The following is a 19,697-nucleotide window of genomic DNA, read 5'->3' as shown; positions in this document are numbered from 1 at the left end:
AATCAGATGGCCACACGCAGTCTGCTGCTGACGGGCGCCACCTCCGGGTTGGGGCTCGGACTGGCGAAACGGGTCGTGGGAACACCGGGTTGGCACTGTGTGCTGCCCGTCCGGAACGCCAAGCGGGGTGAGGAACTCAAGGCGCTGCTCGGTGACCGCGCGGCCGACGGCACCACCCACATCGTGGTGTGCGATCAGGGTTCGCGCGAAAGCGTGCGCCGCGCCGCAGACGAGATCGCGCGCCTGGTGACGGACGGCGTCATCCCGCCGCTCAGCACCGTCGTGCTCAATGCCGCGGTGCTGCGCAACGACGCCCATGAACTCAGCCCCGACGGCATCGAATTGACCCTTGCCACCAACCTTTTCGGTCCGCATGCGCTGCTCGCGCGGATCAGCCCGCAGCTGGCGGCTGATGCCCGCGTCATGATCGTCGGGTCCCCGACCATTCGCCAGACGCTGTTCCAGCGGCTGGCGCGGGTGAAGACCGCGGAATGGAAACCGCTCGCCGAGCAGTGCCTGCCGAGCGACGACGGTGTTCAGGCCTACGCGCGCACCAAGCTCGGCTTGTTCTACCTGTCCCGCGCGGCCGGGTGGTTGGTGCCCGAGGGCATGTCCGCGGCGTACTTCGATCCCGGCGTGATGCCAGGCACGAACATCTTGCGGGAGCGCGGCACGTTCAGCCAGGTGTACTGGCGCCGGGTGCTGCCGTACATCGCGTGGACGTTCGGCGGGGTCACCGTCGGCCGCGGTGCGCGGTCGATGTCTCCCTATGTGCTGCACCAGAAATCGATGGGGGACAGCGGTTTCCTCTCGGTCAAGTGGGGCAAGCGCGCACCGGCCGTCGACCCCGAGCGGGTGCACGAGTACTTCATCGAAGCCAACGACATCACCGGGATCGGCGAGTCCGACGCCGCGCCGTGGTGGTCGCAACCGGACCGCCTGCTCGGCCGGCCGGTCGGGCCGCGCGCCTGATGGCACCACGCAAGTCACTGGTCATGGGAGCCAGTGGCTTCCTGGGCTCCCACGTGACGCGCCAGCTCGTCGAGCGCGGCGACGACGTCCGGGTGCTGCTGCGGGAGACCAGCCCGACCCGCGGCATCGACGACCTCGACGTCGAGCGGTGCTACGGAGACATTTTCGACGACGACGCGGTGCGGGCCGCGATGGCCGATCGGGACGTCGTCTTCTACTGCGTCGTCGACGCCCGGGCCATGCTGCCGGACCCGGCGCCGTTGTTCCGTACCAATGTCGACGGACTGCGGCGGGTGCTGGACATCGCGGTCGACGCCGATCTCGACAAGTTCGTGTTCGTGAGCACCATCTGCACCATCGCCGTCAGTGACGACGGGTCGGTCGTCACCGAGGACACGCCGTTCAACTGGGCCGACAAGGGTGGCGACTACGTCCGATCACGGCGTGCCGCAGAACAACTCGTGCTGGAGGCGGCGGCGCAACGGGGACTGCCGGCCGTCGCGATGTGTGTGTCGAACACCTATGGCCCGCGGGACTGGCAGCCGACGCCGCACGGCGAGATCGTGGCGCGTACCGCGGCCGGCCGGATGCGGTTCTATGCCTCGGACGCGGCCGCGGAAGTGGTCGGTATCGAGGACGCCGCCCGCGCGCTGCTCCTGGCCGCCGAGCACGGCCGCGTGGGGGAGCGGTACATCATCTCGGAGAGCTACCTGCCGCTGCGCACCATCCTGGAGACGGCGGCCGACGAAACCGGCGTCCGGCCACCGCGATTCGGGGTCCCCAAGGCCGCGATGTACGCGGGTGCCTACGCCACGGAGCCGCTGCGTGCGGTACGCCCGGGCAAGATTCCGCCGTTGGTCACCATTACGCGGCTGCTGCACATGACGTCACCGGCCGACAACGGCAAGGCGCGGCGGGAGCTGGGCTGGGAACCGGAGCCGACGGTGAATGCGATTCGCCGTGCGGCCCGGTTCTACGCCGACAATCAGTTGGCCTGATCGGCTGGCTGCTCGAACGTCATGGCCTCGAGATTCCAGTACCCGCGCAGGTTGGTGATGAGTCCCGCGGCATTGACCTTGTAGGTGAAGACGCCGCGGACGCTGGCCACGAAGCCGTTCGGGAATTCGGTGCGCAGCACCAGGATGTAGGCGATCTCGTCGGGTGAGCTCGACGGGAACGTCTCCTCACACGTGACCGTCAGCTGGTTCGGCCCGATGTTGGTGTCGTAGAAGGCGGCGAGCGCCTCCTTGCCCTTCACTCCCGTGCCGTCGGGGTTGGTGACGGCCTCGCCGATCGGGTCTTCGACGACGATGTCGTCGGCCATCAGGGCCAGCCAGCCCTCGCGGTCGTGAGTCTGCACGCATCGCCACGACGACTGCGAGGCGATGACAACAGGGTTGTCGGACAAGGGTTTTCCTCCTACAGACAACGCCGAGTCGGCCTGGGAGGTGCCCCAGGCCGAATCAGCGGAAGTGGGTTCAGCGGTCGGCGTCGGTGTACCGGATGACACCGCGGATGTTGCGGCCCTCCAGCATGTCGGCGTAGCCCTCGTTGATCTGCTCCAGCTTGTACTGGCGGGTGACCATGTCGTCGAGGTTGAGGCGGCCGGCCTTGTACATGGCCAGCAGCGACGGGATGTCGTGGTGCGGGTTACCGCCGCCGAAGATGGTGCCCTGCAGGCGCTTCTGCATCAGCGTCAGCATCGACAGGTTGAGCTTCACGTCCAGGCTGGCCATGTTCGCCACCGCGGTGACCACGCAGGTGCCGCCCTTGCTGGTGATGTTCAGGTAGTTGTCGATGTCCTCGCCGTGCAGCTCACCGACGGTGACGATGGTCTTGGTGGCCATGCGGCCCTCGGTGACCTCCGCGACGCCGGCCATGGCGCTGAAGATGTCCGGGTAGGCGTGGGTGGCGCCGAACTTCAGCGCGTTGTCGCGTTTGAACTCAACGGGATCCACGACGAAGACGTTGCGGGCGCCGGCGTTCAGCGCGCCCTGGAGTGCGCCGGTACCGACACCGCCGACACCGACGATGCAGACGTCGTCACCGGGGCGGACGTCGCCGCTGCGGACGGCCGAGCCGTAGCCGGTGGTGACGCCGCAGCCGACCAGGCAGGCTACCTCGAACGGGATGGTGGGGTCGATCTTCACGACCGAGCTCTTGTGCACCACCATGTACGGGCTGAAGGTGCCCAACAGGGTCATCGGGAGGACCGGCGTGCCGTCGGCGGCGTGGACGCGGTGGGTGCCGTCGGAGACTGCGGTGCCGGTCAGCAGGTACATGCCGAGATCGCACAGGTTGCGCATGCCGGCCTGACACGACGGGCATTCACCACACGAGGGGATGAACGACAGCACGACGTGGTCGCCGACGGCGATGTGGTCGACACCGGGGCCGACCTCGACCACGATGCCCGCACCCTCATGACCACCGAGGACGGGGAATCCGGCCATCGGGATGTCGCCGGTCACCAGGTGGTGGTCCGAGTGGCACATGCCCGAGGCTTCCATCTGGATCTTGACCTCGTCCTTGACGGGGTCACCGATCTCGATCTCCTCGATCGACCACGGCTTGTTGAACTCCCAGATGAGAGCACCTTTTGTCTTCACCGCATGTGCCTTCCACTAGAACCTGTTTCAGTTAGCGTAGAGGGAAAAGTTACGTTCGTCACACCCCACCCCCAATAACCGCTCGGCTGGTTTCACCAGATCGGGACGGGAGCCTCGCCGAGGGGGTAATAGCCGGGCAGCTGCTCGCCGGCCAGGCTGCGCTGGATGCGCTGCTGCATGCCTTTCGACAGTTTTCCGGCCGTCATCAGGTCCAGGTACAGCTTCTGCACGTGGCCGAAGTCGAAGAAATCGCGCTGCCACGCGATCTTCGGTTCGCCGTCGACGTTCTCCAGCCGGAACCAGCTGCCGCCGATGCCGTAGATCTCGTATTGAACGGAATCGGTCGCTTCTGCTGAATCGTCGGCTACGCCGACAATCTGCTTCCAGAAACCGACCACCTCGCCCTGCTTGTCGTCGATCACCACCCGCTGGTACGGGTACTTCCAGCCTTCGAGGCCTTCCATTTCCAAACCGAGTGCGATGTCGCGGATTTCGGCCTTCCCGAGGCACATGACGTCCTCTTTGGGGCCGATGTTCCAGCCGTACGTGGCGTCGTCGGTGTAGAAGTCGGCCATGGGCTTCCAGTCGCCGGCGGCTTCGGCGTCGCGGTTGACCTGCAGCCACCGCTCGACCCACTCTTCGAGTTGTTCGCGGGGGAATGACGTCATTGTCTTGTCCTTTGTTTTCAGCTGATTTCGCGAATGAACAGGGCTTGCGTGGGGCACTCGGCGACGGCGCGTTCGATCTCGTCGCGCGCGTCGTCGGGTGGGGCCTCGTCGAGGATCTCGACGGTGCCGCGCTTGGGGACGTTGAAGTAGTCCGGTGCCTCCAAGGCGCACATGGCGTGGCCCTGGCACAGATCGCGGTCGACCTCAACGCGGTAGCTGCCCATTTCAGGCGCGCTTCCGGTAGCGGACGGTCGCGGGCCGGGCCAGCTGGACGACCATCTTGGAGTGGTCGTTCTGGTAGCTCTCCGGGGGCTGAGCCATCTCGAACTCGTACTCGCGCAACAGAACCGAGAAGATGGCCTTGATCTGCATCTGCGCGAAGGCGGCGCCCACGCAGCGGTGCTTGCCGGCGCCGAACGGGATCCAGGTCCACCGGTTCAGCAGGTCTTCCTGACGCGGCTTCTCGTACCGGTTCGGGTTGAAGGCGTCGGGGTCGGGGAAGTCCTCGGGAATCCGGTTGGAGATCGCCGGTGAGGCCGCCACCATCTGGCCCTTGTGGATCGGGTGCTCGGCGACTTCGAACTCGTCCTGCGCGACGCGCATCAGGATGATCAGCGGCGGGTGCAGGCGCAGGGTCTCCTTCAGGGCGTTGTCCAGGTTCGGAATCTGGCGCAGCGCATGGAAACTCACCTCCTGGCCGTCGGAGTAGAGGTCGTCGAGCTCCTGCTGGACCTTGGCGTAGAAGTCGGGGTGGCGCAGCAGTTCGATCAGCGTCCACGACGACGTGCCCGAGCTGGTGTGGTGCCCGGCGAACATCAGTGAAATGAACATGCCGGTGACCTCGTTGGCGCTGAAGCGCGGATTGCCCTCTTCGTCCTTGATCGACACGAGGACGTCGAGCAGGTCGCGATCGCTCTTGTCCGTGGGCGGGTTGGCGATTCGGCCGTTCATGACCTCCTGAACCAGCTCGACCAGGTTGGCCCGGGCCTCGTCGCGGATGCGGAAGCTCTCGATGGGCAGGTACGGGTCGACGTAGCACAGCGGATCGGTGCCGCGCTCGAGCAGGTGGTAGTAGTTCGCGAACCGCGAATCGAGCTGGTTGCGGAACTTTGGGCCGATCAGGCAGGCCGTCGAGGTGTAGATGGTGAGCTCGGAGAAGAACTCCAACAGGTCGATTTCCCCGGATTCGCCCCAGTTCTCGGTCATCCGCCGGACCTCGCGCTCGATGGTCGCGGCATGGCCCTTCATCTGCTCGCCGCGCAGCGCGGTGTTGTGCAGCATCTCGGCACGGCGTTCGGGATCGGCGTCGAACACCACGCCCTCACCGAAGATCGGGGTCATGAACGGGTAGGCCTCGGCCTGGTTGAGCTCACTGTCGCTGGAGCGGAAGAAGAACTCGTTGGCCTCGGCGCCGGTCAGCAGCACCACCTGCTTGTCGGCCAGCTGGAACCAGCCGACGTCACCGCACTCGTCGCGGACGCGCTGCATCAGGCCGATCGGGTCGGTGCGGAACTCCTCCAGGTGGCCATGCTCCTCGGCGCCACCCGAAACCCGTTGTACCTCTTTGGTAATGGTCATTTGCTCTCATTGCTCCTCGCGTCCGCGGGTTCCGGCATCCCTTGCTCGCCCAACGCGAGCGACTGACGATCCTTGGCCTCGGTCAGTGGCGCCTCGGGCTGCAGTTCCATGTTGGCGATGAACCCGCCGCGCGGGGTCTCGGCGACGAACGTGATGGCACGGGCCAGGTCGGCCGCGCGCAGGAAGTAGCTGTGGCGGGCCTGCCCCCACTTGGCCCAATCCTCAAGGGCCGGGCCGATTTTCTCGGCCGGAAGGCTCCAGCCCATGGACGTCATGGTCGGGCCGGGATGCACCACCGAGGCGCGGACACCGGTGCCTTCCAGCTCCATCTGGAAGTTGGTGACCATCGCGACCAGCCCGGCCTTCGCGGCGCCGTAGGCGCCCATGTGGGGACGCTGGCGCAGCGCCACGTCGGAGCCGACGAAGATCAGGTCGCCGCGCCGGCGCTCGACCATGCCGTCGAGAACGGCGCGGGCCATCCGGTTGGCGCCGACGAGGTGAATCTGCAACTGCTCGGCGAACTCGTCGGTGCTCATCTCGTGCAGCCGGCCGAAGTTGGTGTCACCGGCACCGGTGACCAGGACCTCGATGTCCCCGAGAGCGGCCGTCGCCTTGGCGACGAAGTTCTCGACCGATCCGGTGTCGGTGACGTCGAGCGGCAGCGCGATCGCTTCTCCGCCTTCGGCTTTGATCTGGTCGACGAGTTCCTGACACTTCTCCACCCGGCGGGCGCCGAGCGCGACCGGGAAGCCGCGCGCGGCGAGTGCCGTCGCCGTCGCGGCGCCGATGCCGGACGAGGCGCCGGCCACGATGGCAGGGCGGCGGGAAGGGTGTGGTTCGAAACGGGCCATTTAGCGTGCCTTCACTGTCATTGGGAGATGGGCAAATCCGCGTACGGAACTCGAGTGGACGCGGACGCAGTTGTCCTCGTCGACCTCGTAGCCGCGGATACGTTTGAACAGTTCGGTGAGGGCGACCCGGGCTTCCATCCGTGCCAGGTGAGCGCCCAGGCAGAAGTGCGCGCCGCTGCCGAAACTCACGAGCTTCGAACCGATGTCACGGCCGATGCGGTATTCGTCGGGCGCCTCGAACACCCGCTCGTCGCGGTTGGCCGAGCCGGCCAGCAGAATCAGCACGTCACCGGCGGGGACGGTGGTGCCGTAGAACTCGAGGTCCTCGACGACGGCCCGGGCCAGGAGCTGGCTGGAGGTGTCGTAGCGCAGCGTCTCCTCGATCCACGGCGAGATCAGCTCGTGGTCGTCGAAGACCGGCGCCAGTTGGTCGGGGTTCTGGTATCCCCAGTAAGCCGCATTGGCAAGCAGTTTCGTGGTCGTCTCGTTACCGGCGATGACCATCAAGAACAGGAACGCCATGATCTCGTCGTCGGTGAGCTTGTCGCCGTCGATCTCGGCCTCCACCAGCGCGGAGGTGAGGTCGTCGGACTGATTCTTGCGGCGCTGCTTGACCATGTCGGCGTAGTACATCAGCAGCTCACCCGATGCGGCCATAGCGGATGCCGGGACGTCGGCCGTCCCGTCTTCGCGATGCATCACGCCGTCGGCCAGCGCGCGGATGCGCACGCGGTCTTCTTGCGGGACGCCCATCAGCTCACTGATGACGTCCATCGGCAGCTTGCCGGCGAAATCGTCGACGTAGTCAAAGGTGTTGTGCTGCAGCGCCTCATCGAGATGCTGGACGGCGATCTCGGTGACCCGGCCCTCCAGCTCACGGATGCGCCGTGGGGTGAAGCCCTTGGAGACCAAGGTGCGCAGCCGCAGGTGCGCCGGATCGTCAAGGGCCAGGAACGACATCACGCGGTGGGCTTCGTCGTTGCGCGAGATCGGGTCCAGCGAGACGCCGTGCTTGTTGGACAGCGCGGTGCTGTTCCGGAAACCGCGCAGCACGTCTTCGTGGCGGGACAGGGCCCAGAAGTTGAGCTTTTCGTTCCGGTAGATCGGCGCCTCGTCCCGCAGGCGCCGGTAGTACGGGTACGGGTCCTCGTGGAAGTCGTAGCTGTACGGGTCGATCAGCAGCTCCACTTGCCGGGGCGAGCGAAGCGACGGGGATGGGTTTGTCGTCACGCGTTGTCTCCCACGATGAGTCCGACGACATAGGACAGCCGGTCGGCGATCTGGTGATAGGTGTAGACGCCGCTGCCGGCGTTGACGAGCGCACCGAAGTACGTCATCTCGAGGGCCGACAGCAGGCGCGGATCGGCGTCGGGGCCGACGGCTGAGCGGATGCGTTTGTGGATTTCGCCACCGATGCGGTCGCGCACCTTGCGGACCGTCTCGTCGTCGCCGGACAGTAGGGCCGTCGTGCAGGCGGCCGCCACCCCCGGTTCGTCGGCGACCACGAGCGCGAGGCTGCGCAGTGCCTGCTCGACGCGGCTGGCCCTCGTCTGGTTCACGTCGGTGAAGTAGGGCACCTGCCGAACCATGTCCAGGTACACCTCGGCGATGAGGTGGTTCTTGGACGAGAAGTAGGTGTAGGCGGTAGCCGGCGCGACCTTGGCGCGTGCCGCGACGGCCCGCACCGTCAGATCGGCGTAGGACGATTCCCGCAGCATCTCGCGACCGGCGGCCAGGACCTTCTGGAAGGTTTCCTCCTGGCGGCGGTTGCGCGGCTGGTCGTCCGCTTCTTGGCCGGTGCTTGTGAGGGCGGCCACTGCATCGCTGGACACATGTCCAAGTTAGCCGATGGCGCGGTACGGAAGCAAGAAGTGCATGAAAAAAGCCTGTTAAACGGGCATTTATGCCGCGGTTTCGGTTGCCGATCTCGTCGGACTCTTGCCACTCGGTGGCGCGTGCGGTTATGGTTCGACTGAACGTTGTCGGACAGCTGTCCAGTAAACATCAGATCGCTGGACGTCGTCCCGAAGGCAGGAGCGCAGATGACCTTGTTGGGTGACGGCGAAAGTCGCCTTCTCATCGACGGAAAATTGGTGCCGGGTTCGCGAGGCACGTTCCCGACCGTCAATCCCGCGACCGAGGAAGTCCTCGGGGTGGCGGCCGACGCCACGGTCGGCGACATGGTGGACGCCATCGACGCCGCCCGCCGGGCTTTCGACGAGACCGACTGGTCCACCAACGTGGAGCTTCGCGTGCGGTGTCTGCGGCAGCTACAGCAGGCCATGCGCGACCACGCCGATGAATTGCGCGAACTGACCATCTCGGAGGTCGGTGCGCCCCGGATGCTGACCGCCGGAGCGCATTTGGACGGCCCGGTCGAAGACCTCAGCTTCGCCGCCGACACCGCGGAGAGCTACCAGTGGACCACCGACCTGGGACATGCCACGCCGCAAGGGATTCCGACCAACCGGACCATCGCCCGCGAGGCCGTCGGGGTCGTCGGTGCCATCACGCCGTGGAACTTCCCGCACCAGATCAATCTGGCCAAGGTCGGCCCGGCACTCGCGGCGGGCAACACCCTGATCCTCAAGCCCGCACCCGACACCCCGTGGGTCGCCGCGGTGCTCGGCGAACTGATCACCCAGCACACCGACTTCCCGGCGGGCGCCATCAACATCATCACGTCCCGGGACCACGGCGTCGGTGCCTTGCTGTCGAAACACGCTGACGTGGACATGGTTTCGTTCACCGGCTCGACCGCCACCGGCCGCGCCGTGATGACCGACGCCGCGGAGACCATCAAGAAGGTGTTCCTGGAACTCGGTGGCAAGTCGGCATTCCTGGTGCTCGACGACGCCGATGTCGCCGCCGCGTGCGCGATGGCCGCGTTCACGGCGTCGATGCACGCCGGCCAGGGGTGCGCGATCACCACCCGGCTCGTGGTGCCGAGGGCCCGCTACGACGAGGCCGTTGCGGCCGCCGCCGGCACGATGGGCGGCATCAAGCCCGGTGATCCGTCCAGCCCGCGCACCGTCTGCGGGCCGGTGATCTCGGCCCGCCAGCGTGACCGGGTGCAGGGCTACCTCGACCTCGCCCTCCAGGAAGGTGGCACGTTCGCCTGTGGTGGCGGCCGGCCGGCCGACCGCGACAGGGGCTTCTTCATCGAGCCGACCGTCATTGCCGGCCTGGACAATTCGGCTCGCGTCGCCCGCGAGGAGATCTTCGGGCCCGTGCTCACCGTCATCGCCCACGACGGCGACGACGACGCCGTCCGCATCGCCAACGACTCGCCGTACGGCCTGTCCGGCACGGTGTTCTCGGCCGACCCGCAGCGGGCGGCCGGCGTGGCGGCGCGGCTGCGGGTCGGCACCGTCAACGTCAACGGCGGCGTCTGGTACTCCGCCGACGCACCGTTCGGCGGATACAAGCAGTCCGGCAACGGGCGGGAGATGGGCATCGCCGGGTTCGAGGAATACCTGGAGACCAAGTGCATCGCCACGCTGGCCACGTAGGCGTCAGCGTCCCAAAACCATTGGCTCACACGAAGTAGACGAGAGGACATCATGAGCAGGTTCGAGAACAAGGTCGCGATCGTGACCGGCGCGGGCGGCGGCATCGGCCAGGTCTACGCCGAGGCGTTGGCCCGCGAGGGTGCCGCCGTCGTCATCGCCGATATCAACGTCGAAGGCGCCGAGAAGGTGGCCGCCGGCATCAAGGCCGACGGCGGAAAGGCGCTGGCCGTGCGGGTCGACGTATCGGACATCGACTCCGCCAATGACATGGCCGCCCAGGCCGTCGCGGAGTTCGGCGGCATCGACTACCTGGTGAACAACGCCGCGATCTTCGGCGGCATGAAGCTCGACGGCCTGCTGACCGTCGACTGGGACTACTACCGCAAGTTCATGAGCGTCAACCTCGACGGGGCGCTGGTGTGTACGCGCGCGGTTTTCCCGCACATGGAGAAGCGCGGCGGCGGGGCCATCGTCAACCAGTCCTCGACTGCCGCATGGGTTTACGCCAATTTCTACGGTCTGGCCAAGGTCGGCGTCAACGGCCTGACGCAGCAGCTCTCCCGTGAGCTGGGGTGGCGCAACATCCGGATCAACGCGATCGCGCCGGGCCCCATCGACACCGAGGCCAACCGCAGCACCACGCCGCAGGCCATCGTCAAGCAGATCGTCCAGACCCTGCCGCTGGCGCGGATGGGCACGCCCGAGGATCTCGCCGGCATGTGCCTGTTCCTGCTGTCCGACGAGGCCAGCTGGATCACCGGGCAGATCTTCAACGTCGACGGCGGACAGATCATCCGGTCATGAGTTCGGATGTGAAACTGGGCTATATCGGCCTGGGCAACCAGGGCGCACCGATGGCCAAGCGACTGGCCGAATGGCCCGGCGGGCTGACCGTTTTCGACATGCGCGCCGAGGCCATGGCGCCGTTCGCCGAGCTCGGCGCCACCCTGGCCGACAGCATCGCCGAGGTCGCCAAGGCCGATGTCATCAGCGTGACGGTGCTCAACGACGAGCAGGTCCGTGACGTCGTGGCGCAGTTGGCCGAGCATGCCGAACCCGGTACCGTCATCGCGATCCACTCCACCATCGAACCCACCACTGCAGTCGAACTGGCCGAGCAGTTGCGGCCCAAAGGGATTCACATCGTCGACGCGCCGGTGAGCGGCGGCGCCCATGCGGCGAGCAAGGGTGAGCTGGCCGTGATGGTCGGCGCCGACGACGACGCCTACGACAAGGTCAAGCCAGTCTTCAAGCAGTGGGCGTCGCTGGTGGTGCGGGCCGGCGAGCCGGGCGCGGGCACCAAGATGAAGCTGGCGCGGAATATGCTGACGTTCATCGGTTTTGCCGCGGCATGTGAGGCGCAGAAGCTGGCCGAGGCATCGGGCATCGATCTGCAGAAGCTGGGGCGCGTCGTCCGGCACAGTGACGCGCAGTCCGGTGGACCCGGCGCCATCATGGCGCGCGACGACACCAAGCCGCTGGCGCCCGACCACTTCCTCTACAACATGTTCGTCCACACCCGCGGGCTGGCGGAGAAGGATCTGTCGCTGGCACTCGGGCTGGGTTCGACTGTGGGAGTGGACCTTCCGCTTGCCGAGCTGGCGCTGGCCAACCTCGCCGAGGGCCTCGGCGTACCGCACCCGAAGGAGTCATGATGGACGAGCTGCGCGCCAAGGGCCTGGCGAAGATGAACGAGGTCTACGGCTGGGAGATGCCCAACATCGAGGGCGACCCGTACTTCGACCTCACCGTGGATCACCTGTTCGGCACCATCTGGAGCAAGCCCGGCCTGTCCATGCGGGAGAAGCGGCTGATGACGTTCACGTGCGTCACCGCCGTCGGCTCGCAGGACCTGGCCGAGATCCAGATCAACGCCGCCTTGCTCAACGAGGAATTCACCGAAGCCGAGCTCAAGGACATCGGCATCTTCCTGACCCAGTACCTCGGCTTCCCACTCGGTTCGGCGTTCAACGGCGCGGTGTCCAAGGTGGTTGCCAGACGGCGTAAGGCGGCCGAGAAAGGCGTGGGGGAGGATCGCAAGGCCAACGTCAACGCCGCGGTCAGGATGAACACCGGGAGCGAGCTCGATGACAAGTAGGTACGCGTCGCTGTCGCGAGCTGAGCTCGCGGCGCTGGTGCCGGAGCTGCTGCTCATCGGCCAGCTCATCGATCGCGCCGGAATGGCCTGGTGCATCGTCGAATTCGGTCGTGAGGAGATGCTGCAGGTCGCCATCGAGGAGTGGGCCGGGTCCAGCCCGCTCTACACCAAGCGCATGCAGAAGGCGCTGAAATACGAAGGCGTCGACGTCATCACGATCTTCAAGGGCCTGCAGCTCGACATCGGCGCGCCGCCGCAGTTCATGGACTTCCGGTACACCGTGCACGACCGCTGGCACGGCGAATTCCACCTCGACCACTGCGGTGCCCTCATGGACGTCGAGCCCATGGGTCCCGACTACGTGCGCGGCATGTGCCACGACATCGAGGACCCGACGTTCGATGCGACGGCCCTGGCCACCAACCGGCGCTGCCAGGTGCGGCCCATCCACCGGCCGCCGCGGGTCCCGGCGGACCGGACCCCGGCCTGCGCGTGGACCGTCATCATCGACGAGTCGTACCCCGAGGTCGGCTTCATCCCGCAGCTCGACATCATCGGCGCGACAAACGCTTACCGCTGCGAGCTCGACGACATCGATCCCGCGGACGAGGGCCGGGCCGACTACTCCGGTCCGCTGGTGAGCGACGTCGATTTCTCGGAGTTCTCGCACTCGGCGCTGGTGCGCATCGCCGACGAGGTGTGTCTGCAGATGCACCTGCTGGTGTTGTCCTTCGCGCTCGCCGTGCGGGCCCGCTGCAACGGCGACGTCGACAAGGAACGGTCCATCCGGACCAAGTCCCTCATCGGCATCTCCGGGGTCGCGGCCGAACGCATCCAGAAGGTGTTGGGGTTGCCGGCCGATGCCGCCGGTGCCCTGCGGGTACTGGAGCTGCATCCGCTCCTCAACCCGGCCGCCTATGTCTCCGTTGATGTTTCGGGCGACGAGGCGCACGTACACCCGTCGCCGGCGCACGAGGACGGTGCGTGGATCACGCTGGTGTCGCCGGAGTCCGAACTGCCGTTGCAGGCCGTCGCGACGGCCGTCAACCCGCTGCTACGGGCCGAGGTTTCGGGTGACGCCACCGACTGGAGCGTCCGGTTCGTCGAAACCGACACCCCGGCAAAGGAACTCGGCGAGGTCTCGGTGTGCAAGGTCAGTAGCGGGGCCGCGTGGGTGTTTGAAGAACGCAAGTCCCTGCCGTTGACGGTGGTGTAGGGGTCGCTCAGAAGTCGTCGAACTCGCTGTCGAGGCTCTGGATTCGGCCGGCGACTCCCGACAGGTCGGTGTGGGAGCGCTGGATGATGTCGGCGACGTCGCCGCTGGCCTTGCCGATCGCCGACCACAGCGCGTGGTCGGCGGCAGCGGTCGGCGTCTTCTTCGATTCGTCGGCGAGGTCGGTCACCCACCGCTTGAGCGCGTCGAGTTCGCGCCGTCCGCCGTTGACCACGTCCGCGGACCGCTCGAGTTCATCGCCCACCCGCTTGTCGAGTTCGGCCAGCCGGCCGAGGGCCTGGGCGTGCTTGGCGTTGGCGTCGGCGTAGCGGTCGGCCGCACCGCCGGTCCAGTGCGAACCGGGATCCGCGGCCTTCACCTGATCCTGCAGGTCACGCAACTGCTCGCTCTTGTCGAACTCGGAGCGGTCGTGCGGAACGCCCTCGCCGAAGGTCGCGCGGGCCCGCTCCCACATCAGCAGGAAGGCATCCAGCGGCTCCACCGGTGCGGACCTCCTCGCGTGCGTCGGGCCTGCCCAGTTTAGGACGAGCCGACCAGCTACTAGGGTGTGGCTGTGCGCGTCCTCGTGATCGGCTCCGGTGCCCGTGAACATGCCCTGCTGCTCGCCCTGAGCCGCGACCCCCAGGTGGACTACCTGGCCGTCGCTCCCGGCAATGCCGGTACCTCCGCCGTCGCCGAGCAACACGACGTCGACATCACCGCCGCCGACGAGGTCGTTGCGCTGGCCAAGAAGCTGACGGCCGACCTGGTCGTGATCGGACCCGAGGTGCCGCTGGTGCTCGGTGTCGCCGACGCGCTGCGGGCAGCCGGTATCGCAACCTTCGGGCCGTCCAAGGACGCCGCCCGCATCGAAGGTTCGAAGGCGTTCGCCAAGGACGTCATGTCCGCCGCCGGCGTTCGCACCGCGACGAGCGAGATCGTCGACAACCCCGCTCACCTCGACGCCGCACTGGACCGCTTCGGGCCGCCCGCCGGCCAGCAGGCCTGGGTCGTCAAGGACGACGGTCTGGCCGCAGGCAAGGGCGTCGTCGTCTCCGCCGACCGGGAGGCCGCCCGCGCCCACGCCGCCGAACTGCTTGAATCCGGCCACCCGGTGCTGCTCGAGTCGTTCCTCGACGGGCCCGAGGTGTCACTGTTCTGCGTTGTCGACGGCGAGACCGTGGTGCCGCTGCTGCCCGCGCAGGACTTCAAACGCGTCGGCGACAACGACAGCGGACCCAACACCGGTGGCATGGGCGCCTACACGCCGCTGCCATGGCTGCCCGCCGCAGTCGTCGATCAGATCGTCGACGAGGTCGTCAAACCCGTTGCCGCGGAACTGGTCCGGCGGGACAGCTCCTTCTCGGGCCTGCTGTACGCGGGTCTGGCCATCACGTCGAACGGCCCTGCCGTCGTCGAATTCAACTGCCGCTTCGGCGATCCCGAGACCCAGGCGGTCTTGGCGCTGCTCCAGACGCCGCTGGGCACGCTGCTGAACGCCGCCGCCACCGGAACCCTGGACGCGATCGGTCCGCTGCAGTGGCAGGACGGTTCGGCCGTGACGGTCGTCGTCGCCGCCGAGAACTACCCGGGACGCCCCCGCGTCGGCGACGTCATCACCGGATCGGAGACCGCCGGCGTGCTGCACGCGGGCACCACCCGCCGCGACGACGGCAGCGTCGTCTCCTCCGGCGGCCGGGTGCTGTCGGTGGTCGGTACCGGTGCCGACCTGGCGGCCGCGCGCGCCGAGGCCTACCGGATCATCGAGTCGATCCGCTTGCCGGGCAGCCACTTCCGCACCGACATCGGCCTCGCCGCCGCCGAAGGCCGCATCTCCCTCTAGGGATTCGTGCACGATTTTCCGCGGTGCGCGCGGAAAATCGTGCACAAATCACTGGACGAGGAGCGGGGCGAGCCAGGAAATCTCGGCCGGCAGCTGCGCGCTCCAGAACGAGCCGTCGTGCCCGCCGGGAGAGAAGCCACCCGCCGCGCCGTTCGGCAGCTGCGCGATGAACTGTTTGGTCGCCGAGTAGAACGGGTCACTGTCACCGCAGTCGATGCGGATCGGGATACCGGCCAGCCCGGGCAGACCCCACACCGAGTTGGCCGCGTAATCGGCCGCGCCGTCGAACGCGCCCGGGGCCGTCGCACCCGATGACGTCCACAACGCCGGGCTGACGGCACAGATCGCCGCGGTACGGGCCGCGCCCAGCCGGGCGCCCAGCAGCAGCGCGCCGTAGCCGCCCATGGACCAGCCGAGAAAACCCACCCGCGAGGTGTCGAGGCCCTGCGAGGCCAGCATCGGGATCAGCTCGTCGAGCACCATCGCGCCCGAATCCTCGCCGGACGCCCGCTTGTGCCAGTAGCCGCCGCCACCGTCGACGGCGACAACCGCGAACGGCGGCAGCCCCGCGGACACGGCCTGTGCCAGCCCCTGTTCGACACCGCCGGCCATCACCGTCGCGGCGTCGCTGCCTTTGCCATGAAGCGCGATGACGGGCCGCAGCGGGGCGGTCTGGCCCGGCGGGCGGGCGATGGCCCAGTTGGTCGAGATGCCGCCGCGGGCCTGCGAGACGAAGGAACCGGTCACGTAGGTCGGCGCCGGATCCGCGACGGCCGGAGGCGGCGCCAGCGGCACCCCGACGCTCGTCATGGTCACCGGGTTCGCGGTGACCGTCGGGCGGCCCGACGTCGACCCCAGCGCGAACGCGCCGGCGGCCCCTGCGGCGGCGCCGGCTCCGAGACGGAGGACGGCGCGTCGGCTCAGCTCTGCCATGGCCGCCATCATGCCATCGGCCGCAGCCCGTCATTCCTGAGTAATGCCTAATGGATTACGTGAAATCGTGATCGCCGCGTGACCATTCCTGGCAGCATTTACAGCGTGATGACAGCAGTCACCCCGAAGGGGGAACGGCGACGGTATGCGCTGGTCAGCGCGGCCGCCGAGCTGCTGTGTGAAGGCGGCTTCGACGCCGTCCGGCACCGCGCCGTGGCGCAGCGGGCCGGGCTGCCGCTGGCCTCCACGACGTACTACTTCTCGTCCCTCGACGACCTCATCGAAAAGGCGGTCGAGCACGTCGGAGAATCGGAATCCCAGCAGCTGCGCATGCGCGTCTCGGCGTTGTCGCGGCGTCGCCGCGGCGCGGACGCGACGGCGGACCTGCTGGTCGACCTGCTGGTCGGTGACGGTAACCGGGCGTCCGACCAGTTGATCTCCCGCTACGAGCGGTACATCGCCTGCGCCCGTCAGCCCGGGCTGCGCGACGTGCAGCGGCGCATTCTCAAGCAGCGGTCCGAGGCCGTTGTCGAGGTCGTGGAGCGGTCCGGGCGCTCGGTACGCGCCGAACTGCTCACGGCCCTGGTCTGCGCCGTGGACGGGGCGGTAGTGGCGTCGATGGTGAGCGACGGCGACGGTCCGCGCGCGACGGCCCGGGCGACCCTCGTGGACGTCATCGACGTCCTGGCCCCCTTCGACCAGGAACGCCGGGTCGCCCTGTAAGCGGGCTTAGTAGGCTGTAGTTCCGTGAGCATCCCCAACGTGCTGGCCAATCGTTACGCCAGCGACGAGATGGTGGCCATCTGGTCCCCGGAGAACAAGATCGTCGCCGAACGCCGGCTGTGGCTGGCCGTGCTGCGCGCGCAGTCCGAACTGGGCGTGACCGTGCCGGCCGGCGTCGTCGAGGACTACGAGCGGGTGCTGGAACAGGTCGACCTGGGTTCGATCGCCGCGCGGGAGCGTGTCACCCGGCACGACGTCAAGGCGCGCATCGAGGAGTTCAACGCGCTGGCCGGCCACGAGCACGTCCACAAGGGCATGACGAGCCGCGACCTCACCGAGAACGTCGAGCAGTTGCAGATTCGGCAGTCGCTGGAGCTGGTGTTCTCGCACGGCGTCGCGGTGGTGGCCCGGCTGGCCGAACGCGCCGCGCTGTACCGCGACCTGGTGATGGCCGGCCGCTCGCACAACGTGGCGGCGCAGGCCACCACCCTGGGCAAGCGGTTCGCCTCGGCCGCCGAGGAGACGCTGATCGCGCTGACCCGGCTGCGGGAACTGATCGACCGGTACCCGCTGCGCGGCATCAAGGGCCCGATGGGCACGTCGCAGGACATGTTGGACCTGTTCGACGGTGACGCCTCGCGGCTGGCGGACCTGGAGCGCCGGGTGGCCGAATTCCTGGGATTCACCGAGGTTTTCACGTCCGTCGGCCAGGTGTACCCGCGGTCGCTGGACCACGACGTGCTGTCCGCGCTGGTGCAGCTGGGCGCCGGTCCGTCGTCGTTCGCGCACACCATCCGGCTGATGGCCGGCCACGAACTGGCCACCGAGGGCTTCGCACCCGGGCAGGTCGGCTCGTCGGCCATGCCGCACAAGATGAACACCCGCTCGTGCGAGCGCGTCAACGGCCTGCAGGTCGTGCTGCGCGGCTACGGCTCGATGGCCGCGGAACTGGCTGGCGCGCAATGGAATGAGGGTGACGTCTTCTGCTCGGTGGTGCGCCGCGTCGCGCTGCCCGACGCATTCTTCGCGATCGACGGGCAGACCGAGACGTTCCTGACGGTGCTCGACGAGTTCGGCGCCTACCCGGCCGTGATCCAGCGCGAGCTGGACCGCTACCTGCCCTTCCTGGCGACGACCCGCATTCTGATAGCCGCGGTGCGCGCCGGCGTCGGCCGCGAGACCGCGCACGAGGTCATCAAGGAGCATGCGGTCGCGGTCGCGCTCGCGATGCGCGAAAAGGGTTTGGAGCCCGACCTTCTGGACCGGCTGGCCGCCGATCCGCGGCTGCCGCTGGACCGCGTCGAGCTCGACGCGGCACTGGCCGACAAGCAGGCGTTCAGCGGTGCGGCCGGCGACCAGGTCGACGCCGTCGTCGCCGCGGTGGACCGCCTGGTGGCGCAGTACCCGGAGGCGGCCAAGTACACCTCGGGCGCCATCCTGTGACCTTGGCGGGAAGCTTGGCCGGGGTTGACCTGACCGACCTCGACAACTTCGCGTCGGGCTTCCCACACGAGCTGTTCGCGCGGCACCGCGCGGAAGCTCCGGTGTACTGGCACGAGCCGACCGAGAACACCCCCGACGGCGAGGGCTTCTGGTCGGTGGCCACTCACGCGGAAACCCTTGCGGTGCTGCGTGATCCGGTCACGTACTCGTCGGTGACGGGCGGTACGCGGCCGTTTGGCGGGACCCTGATCCAGGACCTGTCGATCGCCGGCCAGGTGCTGAACATGATGGACGATCCGCGGCACGCGGAGATCCGGCGGCTGGTGTCGTCGGGGCTGACGCCGCGGATGATCGCGCGGGTCGAGGATGACCTGCGTGCCCGCAGCCGGGCGCTGCTGGATGCGGTGTCGCCGGGGGTGCCGTTCGACTTCCTGGTCGACATCGCGGCCGAGCTGCCCATGCAGATGATCTGCATCCTGATGGGTATCCCGGAGTCGCAACGGCATTGGCTGTTCGAGGCCATCGAGCCGAGTTTCGATTTCGGCGGTTCCCGCAAGGCCGCCATCACCCGGTTGTCCGTGGAGGAAGCCGGCTCCCGGATGTACAACTTCGGCATGGAGCTGATCGCATCCAAGCGGGCCGAGCCCACCGACGACATGCTGTCGGTGGTGGCCAACGCCGAAGGCGCGTCAGACCTCGAGGTGTATCTGTTCTTCAACCTGCTGTTCAGCGCGGGCGCCGAGACCACCCGAAACTCGGTGGCCGGCGGGCTGCTGGCGTTGTGCGAGAACCCCTCTCAGCTGGCGCGGCTGCGCGCCGACCTGTCGCTGCTGCCGTCCGCGATCGAGGAGATGGTGCGCTGGACCTCGCCGTCGCCGTCGAAGCGGCGCACCGCCACGCGGGCGGTGTCGCTGGGCGGTTGCGATATCGAGGCGGGGCAGAAGGTGGTGGTCTGGGAAGGTTCGGCCAACCGCGACGAGCTCGTGTTCGCCGACCCGATGACGTTCGACGTGGCGCGCAAACCCAACCCGCACTTGGGATTCGGGCAGGGCCTGCACTACTGCCTGGGCGCCAACCTGGCCCGCCTGGAGCTGCGGGTGCTGTTCGAGGAGCTGCTCACCCGGTTCCCGGACATCCAGGTCGTCGAGCCACCCGAGTGGACCCGCAGCAACCGGCACACCGGGCTCCGCCACCTCTGGGTGTCCCTGTCGTGATTTGTGCACGAAAATCCGCGGGTAGCGCGGAAAATCGTGC

The 19,697-nt window shown here is 67.7% G+C and carries 21 protein-coding genes; 11 read left to right on the top strand and 10 right to left on the bottom strand.

What is annotated here, in order from left to right:
- The first annotated feature begins 6 nt into the window (after positions 1-6).
- Together BR47_RS0118460 and BR47_RS0118455 are read left to right on the top strand one after the other, a co-directional pair.
- Positions 7-972, top strand: coding sequence for an SDR family NAD(P)-dependent oxidoreductase (locus BR47_RS0118460; protein ID WP_231506736.1), 966 nt, complete (start codon positions 7-9; stop codon positions 970-972).
- Complete coding sequence (locus BR47_RS0118455; RefSeq protein ID WP_029104614.1) at positions 972-1,970, top strand: NAD-dependent epimerase/dehydratase family protein; 999 nt, start codon at positions 972-974, stop codon at positions 1,968-1,970. Before BR47_RS0118460 ends, BR47_RS0118455 begins: the two co-directional genes overlap by 1 nt.
- Here the strand turns inward: BR47_RS0118455 and BR47_RS0118450 are convergent.
- From BR47_RS0118450 to BR47_RS0118415, 8 genes are all read right to left on the bottom strand, one after another.
- On the bottom strand, positions 1,958-2,380 hold the full coding sequence (locus BR47_RS0118450) for a nuclear transport factor 2 family protein (protein WP_177127400.1): 423 nt from the start codon (positions 2,378-2,380) through the stop codon (positions 1,958-1,960). The two genes, BR47_RS0118455 and BR47_RS0118450, sit on opposite strands and share 13 nt — an antisense overlap.
- 70 nt (positions 2,381-2,450) lie before the next feature.
- Entirely contained in the window at positions 2,451-3,581 is a 1,131-nt protein-coding gene (locus BR47_RS0118445) for an NDMA-dependent alcohol dehydrogenase (RefSeq protein WP_020098744.1), read from the bottom strand.
- A 92-nt stretch (positions 3,582-3,673) separates the two neighbouring features.
- Complete coding sequence (locus BR47_RS0118440; protein ID WP_020098745.1) at positions 3,674-4,249, bottom strand: nuclear transport factor 2-like protein; 576 nt, start codon at positions 4,247-4,249, stop codon at positions 3,674-3,676.
- 17 nt (positions 4,250-4,266) lie between these two features.
- On the bottom strand, positions 4,267-4,473 hold the full coding sequence (gene fdx / locus BR47_RS0118435) for a ferredoxin Fdx (protein ID WP_020098746.1): 207 nt from the start codon (positions 4,471-4,473) through the stop codon (positions 4,267-4,269).
- Between the two features lies 1 nt (position 4,474).
- A complete protein-coding gene (cyp51, locus tag BR47_RS0118430; RefSeq protein WP_020098747.1) occupies positions 4,475-5,827 on the bottom strand; it encodes a lanosterol 14-alpha demethylase in 1,353 nt (450 codons plus the stop codon).
- Entirely contained in the window at positions 5,824-6,678 is an 855-nt protein-coding gene (locus tag BR47_RS0118425) for an SDR family oxidoreductase (protein WP_029120417.1), read from the bottom strand. The genes cyp51 and BR47_RS0118425 overlap by 4 nt, the downstream gene beginning before the upstream one ends.
- Positions 6,679-7,866 (bottom strand): cytochrome P450, encoded by a 1,188-nt coding sequence (locus BR47_RS0118420; RefSeq protein WP_029120416.1) that lies wholly within the window; start codon positions 7,864-7,866, stop codon positions 6,679-6,681.
- Positions 7,867-7,904: 38 nt separating this feature from the next.
- Complete coding sequence (locus tag BR47_RS0118415; RefSeq protein WP_029104616.1) at positions 7,905-8,510, bottom strand: TetR/AcrR family transcriptional regulator; 606 nt, start codon at positions 8,508-8,510, stop codon at positions 7,905-7,907.
- 210 nt (positions 8,511-8,720) lie between these two features.
- On the opposite strand from BR47_RS0118415, the gene BR47_RS0118410 reads away from it, so the two are divergent.
- The 5 genes from BR47_RS0118410 to BR47_RS0118390 are packed head-to-tail and all read left to right on the top strand — an operon-like array spanning position 8,721 to position 13,504.
- A complete protein-coding gene (locus BR47_RS0118410; RefSeq protein WP_029120415.1) occupies positions 8,721-10,190 on the top strand; it encodes an aldehyde dehydrogenase in 1,470 nt (489 codons plus the stop codon).
- Between the two features lie 51 nt (positions 10,191-10,241).
- Positions 10,242-10,994 (top strand): SDR family oxidoreductase, encoded by a 753-nt coding sequence (locus tag BR47_RS0118405; protein ID WP_020098753.1) that lies wholly within the window; start codon positions 10,242-10,244, stop codon positions 10,992-10,994.
- Positions 10,991-11,845 carry an NAD(P)-dependent oxidoreductase gene (locus tag BR47_RS0118400; RefSeq protein ID WP_029120414.1) on the top strand — a complete coding sequence of 285 codons (855 nt, stop codon included), beginning with the start codon at positions 10,991-10,993 and terminating at the stop codon, positions 11,843-11,845. The genes BR47_RS0118405 and BR47_RS0118400 overlap by 4 nt, the downstream gene beginning before the upstream one ends.
- On the top strand, positions 11,845-12,288 hold the full coding sequence (locus tag BR47_RS0118395) for a carboxymuconolactone decarboxylase family protein (RefSeq protein ID WP_029120413.1): 444 nt from the start codon (positions 11,845-11,847) through the stop codon (positions 12,286-12,288). The genes BR47_RS0118400 and BR47_RS0118395 overlap by 1 nt, the downstream gene beginning before the upstream one ends.
- On the top strand, positions 12,278-13,504 hold the full coding sequence (locus tag BR47_RS0118390; RefSeq protein ID WP_029120412.1) for a hypothetical protein: 1,227 nt from the start codon (positions 12,278-12,280) through the stop codon (positions 13,502-13,504). The genes BR47_RS0118395 and BR47_RS0118390 overlap by 11 nt, the downstream gene beginning before the upstream one ends.
- A 7-nt stretch (positions 13,505-13,511) precedes the next feature.
- On the opposite strand, the gene BR47_RS0118385 is transcribed toward BR47_RS0118390, so the two are convergent.
- The gene (locus BR47_RS0118385) at positions 13,512-14,003 is read right to left on the bottom strand and encodes an EspA/EspE family type VII secretion system effector (RefSeq protein ID WP_029120411.1); all 492 of its coding nucleotides are present in this window, start codon (positions 14,001-14,003) and stop codon (positions 13,512-13,514) included.
- 72 nt (positions 14,004-14,075) lie between these two features.
- Between BR47_RS0118385 and purD the strand changes: the two genes are divergently transcribed.
- A complete protein-coding gene (purD, locus tag BR47_RS0118380) occupies positions 14,076-15,344 on the top strand; it encodes a phosphoribosylamine--glycine ligase (RefSeq protein ID WP_020098758.1) in 1,269 nt (422 codons plus the stop codon).
- 48 nt (positions 15,345-15,392) lie between these two features.
- On the opposite strand, the gene BR47_RS0118375 is transcribed toward purD, so the two are convergent.
- Positions 15,393-16,289 carry an alpha/beta hydrolase gene (locus tag BR47_RS0118375; RefSeq protein WP_020098759.1) on the bottom strand — a complete coding sequence of 299 codons (897 nt, stop codon included), beginning with the start codon at positions 16,287-16,289 and terminating at the stop codon, positions 15,393-15,395.
- A gap of 96 nt (positions 16,290-16,385) precedes the next feature.
- Between BR47_RS0118375 and BR47_RS0118370 the strand changes: the two genes are divergently transcribed.
- The 3 genes from BR47_RS0118370 to BR47_RS0118360 are packed head-to-tail and all read left to right on the top strand — an operon-like array spanning position 16,386 to position 19,657.
- A complete protein-coding gene (locus BR47_RS0118370; protein WP_020098760.1) occupies positions 16,386-17,000 on the top strand; it encodes a TetR/AcrR family transcriptional regulator in 615 nt (204 codons plus the stop codon).
- Positions 17,001-17,024: 24 nt separating this feature from the next.
- Positions 17,025-18,443, top strand: coding sequence for an adenylosuccinate lyase (gene purB, locus BR47_RS0118365; RefSeq protein ID WP_029120410.1), 1,419 nt, complete (start codon positions 17,025-17,027; stop codon positions 18,441-18,443).
- The gene (locus tag BR47_RS0118360; protein ID WP_029120409.1) at positions 18,440-19,657 is read left to right on the top strand and encodes a cytochrome P450; all 1,218 of its coding nucleotides are present in this window, start codon (positions 18,440-18,442) and stop codon (positions 19,655-19,657) included. Before purB ends, BR47_RS0118360 begins: the two co-directional genes overlap by 4 nt.
- Positions 19,658-19,697 lie beyond the last annotated feature (40 nt).

Source organism: Mycobacterium sp. UNC410CL29Cvi84 (genome assembly GCF_000686745.1).
GTDB classification, from domain to species: domain Bacteria; phylum Actinomycetota; class Actinomycetes; order Mycobacteriales; family Mycobacteriaceae; genus Mycobacterium; species Mycobacterium mucogenicum_B.
This window is presented reverse-complemented; position numbering and strand designations above follow the sequence as displayed.